The organism is Bradyrhizobium sp. (assembly GCF_019242285.1).
Taxonomy (GTDB): domain Bacteria; phylum Pseudomonadota; class Alphaproteobacteria; order Rhizobiales; family Xanthobacteraceae; genus Bradyrhizobium.
In genome coordinates this window covers 1-7,788 of sequence record NZ_JAFAVV010000952.1, presented here as the reverse complement: position 1 = coordinate 7,788, position 7,788 = coordinate 1, and the positions used below count along the sequence as shown (strand labels likewise).

The following is a 7,788-nucleotide window of genomic DNA, read 5'->3' as shown; positions in this document are numbered from 1 at the left end:
CCGGCACGGCAATCGCCGCAGGCAAGGGACTGTCGGCCGGGATGTTGAAGGGCGCGCCGTCCGGCATCACCCCGGCGGCTCGCCGCAACGCGAACTTGCTCTGCTGGGTCAGATCACGATCGATCTCGAGCTCGGAGAAGCCCCATGGATACGGCGTCGAGGTTCGCACCCGCGATTCGAGCAGGTGCTCGTGATAGCGATCGTTCTGCTGCAGGTGATGGGGCCTGAGGAAGAGACCTTCCGACCACGCCACCTTGGTGTACCAGGACATCATCGGATCTTTCGAAAATTGCCGGACATCTTCATTCGCCGCCGTAACATCGCGCAAAGTAATTCATGAACGCGTCGAGCATCCCGTTGTCATGACGCCCGGCCTGCGCCTGCCAGCGCGCGACATAGACGTCCCACAGCCGCGCCTTGCGCGAGCCCACCATGCCTGCGAGGCCGCGATCGGATTGCGAGGCGGCTTCGATCGCCGCGGGGTCGACGTCCTTCATCAACCGCGCGACTGCCTGCTGCATCGCCGTGTAGGTCCTGATCTGGTGCCGCTTCAGATCGTCGAAACCCTGCGCGAACGCCTTCTCGGCGTCGAGATAGCTCTGCCCCTTGGCGCCGAACATGATGCGAAGCGCGTCCTCCGCGGTCGGCGCAAACTTGAGCGGATTGTTGTCGGTCGCCTGCACCGTGGTCTGGCTCGGGCTGCGCGCCAGTTGCTTGGCCTGCTGGCGAGCCTCCAGCAGTTGCTTCATGTTGTCGGTGGCAAGCCGGAGCAGCCGGCCGAATTGCTCGGCGAGCTCGCCGGTGTCGCGGCCCGCGAAGGCATTCTCCGGCAGGCCGGCGCCGCGTGCGACTCGCCGGACGAAATCCGCGTCGGCGCCGTCCTCCGCGCCGGCAATGAGCGAGCTCGGCAGGCTGGCCGGCGGCTCGGGCTCCGCGGCCGCCGCGCGACGCGGCTGCGCGCCTTCAGCGCGCGGCCGACGCGGCATCGGCTGCGGGAGGATATTGGGTTGCGGCGCAGGCGGGGGCGGCGGACCTGCGGCCCACCCGTCCCGTTCGAGATCGAGAGCGGCGGGCCCGCTTCCAACGGACGGCAAGGAAGCAGACGGTCGCGCGACGGCGCTCACGATCGGGACCGGCACATCGGTCGCCCAATCGAGAAAATCCGGTCGGACGGCAGCAAGCTCCCGGGACGTCTTCAATTGCTGGGGATCGATCGGCGCCGCGGCAGGCGCCGCATCCCACAACGCCTCATCGGAAGGTGGCGCGTAGGCCGGTACGGCCTCGCCCGGTTCGGCGAGTTCCTCCTCGAGCGTCGTGGCAATGATGTACTGGCCGATGACGAAGCGATCGCCGTCGCGCAGCCGGTGCGGCGCCTTGAGGCGGCTCTCGGCGCCGTTCATGAACGTGCCGTTGGTCGAGACGTCATGAAGCCAGTAGGCGCCGTCGCGCCAGCGCACCTCGCAGTGCCGTCCGGAAATGAAACGGCTCGGGTCCGGCAGCGTCCAGTCGAGATAGGGATCTCGACCGATATCGAGGCCGCGCCTGCCCTTGATCGAGACGCTCAAGGGCCCGCCGTCCGGCAGGCTCACCTCATTCTCGATGTGCAGGGTCAGCGTCAGGGCGCGGCCTCCGCAAGCTCGATGCCCCGGGCAAGGCAGGATTGCAGCAGCTTAGGCCGCGCATCGGAGGCCGCGCGGCGGATGCTGATCAGCAGCGATATGCGTACCGCGCGCGAGGTCATGTAGGCGGGCACCGGAAACGGCGTCGATGCGAACGTGCCGCTGCTCCATCCGGCCGCAAGCGCCAACCACGTCAGCGGCTCCTTGCTGGCAGCCTTGGTGCCGGTATCGAGCGCGGCCCGCCGATTTTCGTCGGTCGGCTCCCGCACCCAGGCTTCCGCCGCCGCCAGGGCGGCTGCATCGTCCTGCAACTTGTCGCCGAGCAGCGTGCGCGCGCTCGCGCAGCCCCACCAGACCGCCTCGCGCCGCGGCAGCAGATAGGCACAGACCGCGACCGCGTCCTCGGGTTTTCCCTCGGCCGCAAGCTTTCTCAGGAACGGGACCGGCGACTCGTCCGTCGGCTCGGCGCCGATGTTCTGCAGCGCTTCCGGAAAACTGTCGAACAGCGCCCGAATGGTAGCAAAGCGAATCCGGCTCATGTCACGGGCTTGCAAATCGGTCCATATCCAATCGCCCCCTTGACCCACAGATTGCCGGAGATCGTGACAAGGGGGGCGTTGATCTCGACCATTGCCGGCGCCTGCATGGCGATTTCGTACGTATTCAGCTCGACCGAGGTGATCCCTTTTGCGATGACGATCTGAATTATCGAATCGCCCGACGTCGTCATCTGGCCTCCGGAATCGAGCATGACCAGCCGATTGCCCTTCACGAGCCTCAATTGGTCGTCGCCATTCTTCAGCGTGGTGCGGCGGTCCTGACTGATGGTCCACTTCTCGGAGTTCTCGACCGTCACCTCGTGATCCTTCTGCGCGTGCATGCGGATCAGCTCGTTGCCTTTCTTGTCCTCGAACATGAACTCGTTGTAGCCGTTGTGCCCCTTGGTCGAATCGGACCTCAGGCCGGACTGGCTCTTGTGGTCGGGCAGCTTGTAGGGATGCTTGTTGTCGCCGTTGTAGACGCATCCGGTCACGAGCGGACGATCGGGATCGCCTTCCAGGAACTCGACCACGACCTCCATGCCGAGCCGCGGAATGAACTGCTCGCCCCACTGCTTGCTGGCCCACGATTGCGACACGCGGATCGGGCAGGACTTCTTCGGCTCGCGATCCCAGTAGAACTGGACCCAGATGTGGCCGCGCTCGTCGGTCGAGATCTCCTCCTTGTCCTCACCCTTCTTGCCGACCACCTTGGCCGTCTGGATGCCGTGGATGCGCGGCCTGGGCGTCACCGGCAGCATGCGGAACGGGCGGTCGCTCTTCAGGAACTGATAGCTTCCGCTGTAGGCGGCTCCGTCGCTCGCCCCGAACGAGCCATAGGACTGGCTGCCGAAATGGTGACTGGCACGGACCACCAGATACTCGCCGTTTTCGGCGGAGGTCGGATGCCGGTTCAGCGTGACCAGGCCGCCGGCAAACAGCGACGGCGCCTCCCCCGAGGCGTTGCGCCTGCGGTCCAGCGCCTGCTCGGCTTCCAGCCGGAACTGCGCGAACTGCTCGCCTTTCTCCTGCTCGTCATAGTTGCCGGGATAGTCGTAGATCTCCCATAGCGCCCGCGCGTAGCGCTCGGATGTTTCCTTCTGCGCACGCAATTTCTTGGGCGGTTGCAGATAGTCGTAGTCGTTGAGCGCAAACGTGCCGGTGCAGAAGCGGCGGTCCGAAATCCAGGAATCGATCTGCTGCTCGACGCGGTTGTAGCCGCGGGCCTGGCTGTGAAAATTGAGCTGCGGCAGCTCGGGGATGGCGCTGTGCGAGGCACGCGAATCGGCCAGCACCATCGTGTGCCGCGCATCCTTGTGCTCGAAATAATAATAGATGCCCCATTGCTCCATCAACCGCGAGACGAAGGTAAAATCGCTCTCGCGGTACTGAACGCAGTACGGGATCGTGTCGTAATTGGCCGTGGTGCGGAACATGAAATCCGTCCCGCTGGAAAAGCCGAGATCGGAGAACACCTTCTCGATGATCTCCTTGACGTTCTTTTCGAGGAAGATCCGGCAATTGGCGCTGTGCTTGAGCAGCCAGAACCAGGGCCGCAGCACGAGGTTATAGCGCGAATAGGGCTTTTGGCCGCCGACCTCGCTGCCGACCCATTGGGCGTTGGTGAGAATGCCGGTGAAGAAGCGTTCCTTCTGCCCGTAGGTCTTGAGCTTGATCGAGCACGCCTGACCGAGCGCGTTGTCGAAGTTGATGTTTTCCTCTTCGCTCAACGCCTCGATGTCGAACTCGAAAGGTTCGCCCAATCCTTCGGTGCCCGCAAAACTCTTGAGCACCAGGACATTTTCGCCGAACGGCGTCTTGAGCGCCGCCGCACGGCTGGCTTGATCGAGCTGTCCCATACGAATGCCTCTGAAACCTGACGATGCTGAAATGCAAATTCGGCCGCAGCTCGTAGTCTGATGACGCGCGTTGCGGTTCAAAATACGAAACGGAAATCTGCAGTGCAGATTATCGGCGGCGCGGCGGGTAAAGCCCGGCTCGACGCGACAATGAAACGGCCTCTGGCGACAAAGTCGACCGGGAGACGCCACGGTTGCGCCATCAATTAGTTCGCCTTTCGAGACAGCGGATTTACGCCGCAGAGTTGCGCCCTCGGGGCGACGAGACCTGCATCGAGCAGCACGAGCATCGAAAGCGCCGCCGCTCGGGATGCGAAACCCGGATCGAAGCGACAATGAAACGGCTTCCGACGACAAAGTCGTCGGAAGCCGTCGCGCGACGTTGACTGGATCGCTTCATCCGGAATATCGCGGTAGGCATTGCGGAGTTTCAGATGTTCATTTGCTGCCTGCTCGCGGTCCCGCTCAGGTCTGACTTATTCTGGACGAACGGATGCACGCGCCAGGCTTACGGTCGTTGTGGCCACAACAGTCGGTCGTCGCATGCGAGGACCCGCGGTGACTGAAGCAGTCTTTCCTGTTGCTCTCGAAGCCGATGATACGATGCCGACGGCGGCGCCCGTGAGTGCAATCGAGGCAGCAGCGACGGACGTTGCCGCCGTCGCAGCGGCCGACACGCGAGCCGGGACGGCACCACAACCCGGCGCGATCGATCATGCGATTGCCGCGCTGTGCACTCCGCTGTCGCAGGCCGATCCGTGCGGCCCCGATCTCGATCTAGCCGGCGATCGGGACTACCTGAACTTCTTCGCCCAGACGGAAGGAGAGCTCCCGAATTCGTTCTTCTCCAGCGAGGACGGCAGGCCGTTCGATCGAGCAAGCGTCGACCTGCCCGGCCACGTGACCGCGATCGTCCCGCTCTGGGAGCGCTCCCGCGACCTGCGCCTGCTCATCATGCGGGCGCGGCTCCTGATCCTGAATCGGGATCTCGGCGGCTTCGCGGTGTCGGTCGCGGCGATCGCCCGATGGCTCGACGGATTCTGGGATGTCGTTCATCCCCGTCCCGACGACGGCGGCGCGGCTCGCATCGCGGCGCTGGAGTCGCTCGACCTCCCGACCGTCTTCTTTCCGTTACAATACGCACCGCTGTGCGAGGGAGGCCGGGTCGGAATCATCACCTATCGGGCGTGGATGATCGCGTCCGGCGAGGTCAAGCCGCGGAGCGGAGAACCGACCCATCCGTCAGCCGCGATCGCGGAGGCGATCGCGGCCGCTCCGCTCGATGTCCTGGAGGCGACGCGCACTCACGTCGCGACGATCAAGATATCGCTCGGCCGCATCCGCGAGCTCTTTGCAAGAAAGGGCAGCTCGGTCGGGCTCGAGAACCTCGCGGTGCTCGTCGCCAAGATCCAGAAGCTCGTCGATCCGCGCGTTGCGCTCGAGGAGCAGGCGCAGGCCTCCGCGGAGAACGCAGACGAAGCGCGGACGGCCGCCCAGGCTGCGAGCGCGGCGGCGATGGCGGAGGGCGCTCCGACCTCGCTTGCAGAAGCCGAGCAGGCCCTGGCCGCGATCGCAGCCTATTACAGCGGCTCGGAACCCTCGAGCCCGACGCTGCCTTTGGTGCGTCAGGCACATCAGCTCATCGGCAAGTCCTTCTTCGAGGTCATGAGCGTGCTGGTTCCGAACCAGATGGAGAAGGCGGCCTTCCAGATCGGTTCGGACCAGTTCTTCGAACTGCCGGTCGGCAAGCTTTCCAAGCTGCCGGAGGCGCAGCCGGCCGATGATGGTGCCGATCATGCGGCGGCCCCTGCCCCATCTGCCGGCGGAGCTCGCTCGTGCCGCGTCGAGTCGCGCGCGCAGGCGCTCCTCCTGCTCGACCAGGTCCAGCGATTTTTTCGACATTCGGAGCCGTCCAGCCCCATACCGATGCTGTGCGACCGCGCACGCGCGCTCGCCGAGCGGGATTTCATGAGCGTGCTGCGGGAGGTGCTTCCGAAGTCGGCGCTGAAGACCGTCGGCGCCGACAGATGAGGCGTTGCATCCGACGACGCGGCTGCGCGCAGGCGGGGCCGGAGAAGTTTCGTTCGATCGGCAATCGTTCGGGTCGGCATTCCGGCCTGGGCCCACAGACGAGGTAGAGCACATGGCACGGGAAAGCGGTCAGAAATTCATCCGCAGGAATCGCCCTCCCCGGGTGCACATCACCTATGAAAATCCGGCCAATGCCGAGGAGAAGGTCGAAATCCCGTTCGTGATGGGTGTCATGGCCGATCTCTCCGGCAACACGCCGGGTGTCGAGAAGGCCGAAATCCCCGAGCGCAAGTTTCTCGACTGCGACATGGACAATCTCGACGCGCGAATGGCGGCGATCCAGCCGGGCGTCAGCTTCCGCGTGGACAACAAGCTCGTCGAGGACTCCAACGAGAAGATGGGCGTCCAGCTCCGCTTCGATAAGATGGCGGATTTCGAGCCCGCGGCGATTGCGCGACAGGTTCCGGCGGTCGCAAGGCTGCTCGAAGCAAGACAGCAACTGGCGAACCTGCAGCGCTACATGGACGGCAAGGTCCATGCCGAGGCGCATCTGCGCAAGCTGCTCGCCGACCCGCAGCTCATGCTGGCGCTGAAGAACCGCACCGTCGACCCGGCCGACGAAGGCGAGAAATAGTCCGCGAGATTGATCCTCCACGCATATTGGAAGGCGAGCCATGGCGACTGAAACAGTCCGATCCCTCGATCAACAGGTGCAGACCCAGACTCAGGATGCGGACGAGTTTGCGACGCTCTTGAAGCAGAGCTTCAAACCGCGCACGGAGCGCGCGGCGACCGAGCTGGACAATGCCGTCAAGACCCTGGTCGAGCAGGCGCTCGCCGACACCAGCCTGATCAAGGCCGACGTTCTCGACACGATCGAGGAGATGATCGCGCAGCTCGACAAGAAACTCTCGGCGCAGATGAACGAGATCCTGCACGCGCCGGAATTCCAGCAGATCGAGAGCGCCTGGCGCGGCCTGAAATATCTCGCGTTCCAGTCCGAGACCGACGCGATGCTCAAGATCCGCGTGATGAACGTCTCGAAGAACGAGCTCTACCGGCATCTGCGGCTGTATCCGAACGCGGCCTGGGACCAGAGCCCGTTGTTCAAGAAGGTCTACGAAGAGGAATTCGGCCAGCTCGGCGGCCAGCCCTATGGCTGCCTGATCGGCGACTACAGCTTCAGCCATCTGCCGACCGACGTGCAGCTATTGCGCGACCTCAGCAAGATCGCGGGCGCCGCGCATGCGCCATTCTTCGCCGCCGCGGATTCGACTTTGATGGGCATGGATTCGTGGAACGAGCTGATGAATCCCCGCGATCTCAGCAAGCTGTTCGACACGCCGGAATATGCGGCCTGGAAGTCGCTGCGGGATTCCGACGACGCGCGCTATGTCGGCCTCTGCATGCCGCGCGTGCTCGCCCGGCTGCCTTACGGCGCCAAGACCGAGCCGGTGGAGGAGTTCGCCTTCGAGGAGGACACCGACGGCCACAAGGGCGAGAAATACGCCTGGATGAACGCCTCCTATGCGATGGCCGCCAACATCAACCGTGCATTCAAGGAATACGGCTGGTGCGCGCGCATTCGCGGCGTGCAGTCGGGCGGCGAGGTCGAAGACCTGCCGACGCACACGTTTCCCACCGACGACGGCGGCGTCGACATGAAGTGCCCGACCGAGATCGCCATCAGCGACCGCCGCGAAGCGGAGCTGGCGAAATCCGGCCTGATCCCGCTGATCC

7 protein-coding genes are annotated in these 7,788 nt (G+C 64.4%); 3 read left to right on the top strand and 4 right to left on the bottom strand.

The window, feature by feature from the left end:
• From tssK to JOY90_RS38915, 4 genes are all read right to left on the bottom strand, one after another.
• Positions 1-271, bottom strand: a 271-nt coding sequence (gene tssK, locus JOY90_RS38930; protein ID WP_291696385.1) for a type VI secretion system baseplate subunit TssK, incomplete at its 3' end; no start/stop codon positions are given.
• A gap of 31 nt (positions 272-302) precedes the next feature.
• Positions 303-1,601 carry a type VI secretion system-associated FHA domain protein TagH gene (gene tagH, locus JOY90_RS38925; protein WP_367277059.1) on the bottom strand — a complete coding sequence of 433 codons (1,299 nt, stop codon included), beginning with the start codon at positions 1,599-1,601 and terminating at the stop codon, positions 303-305.
• Between the two features lie 14 nt (positions 1,602-1,615).
• A complete protein-coding gene (locus JOY90_RS38920) occupies positions 1,616-2,158 on the bottom strand; it encodes a hypothetical protein (protein ID WP_291696384.1) in 543 nt (180 codons plus the stop codon).
• Positions 2,155-4,017, bottom strand: coding sequence for a type VI secretion system Vgr family protein (locus JOY90_RS38915; RefSeq protein ID WP_291696383.1), 1,863 nt, complete (start codon positions 4,015-4,017; stop codon positions 2,155-2,157). The genes JOY90_RS38920 and JOY90_RS38915 overlap by 4 nt, the downstream gene beginning before the upstream one ends.
• A gap of 558 nt (positions 4,018-4,575) precedes the next feature.
• Between JOY90_RS38915 and JOY90_RS38910 the strand changes: the two genes are divergently transcribed.
• From JOY90_RS38910 to tssC, 3 genes are all read left to right on the top strand, one after another.
• A complete protein-coding gene (locus tag JOY90_RS38910) occupies positions 4,576-6,048 on the top strand; it encodes a type VI secretion system ImpA family N-terminal domain-containing protein (RefSeq protein WP_291696382.1) in 1,473 nt (490 codons plus the stop codon).
• 112 nt (positions 6,049-6,160) lie between these two features.
• Positions 6,161-6,682 (top strand): type VI secretion system contractile sheath small subunit, encoded by a 522-nt coding sequence (gene tssB, locus JOY90_RS38905; protein ID WP_291696381.1) that lies wholly within the window; start codon positions 6,161-6,163, stop codon positions 6,680-6,682.
• Positions 6,683-6,722: 40 nt separating this feature from the next.
• The coding region (gene tssC / locus JOY90_RS38900; protein ID WP_291696380.1) for a type VI secretion system contractile sheath large subunit at positions 6,723-7,788 on the top strand (1,066 nt) is incomplete at its 3' end.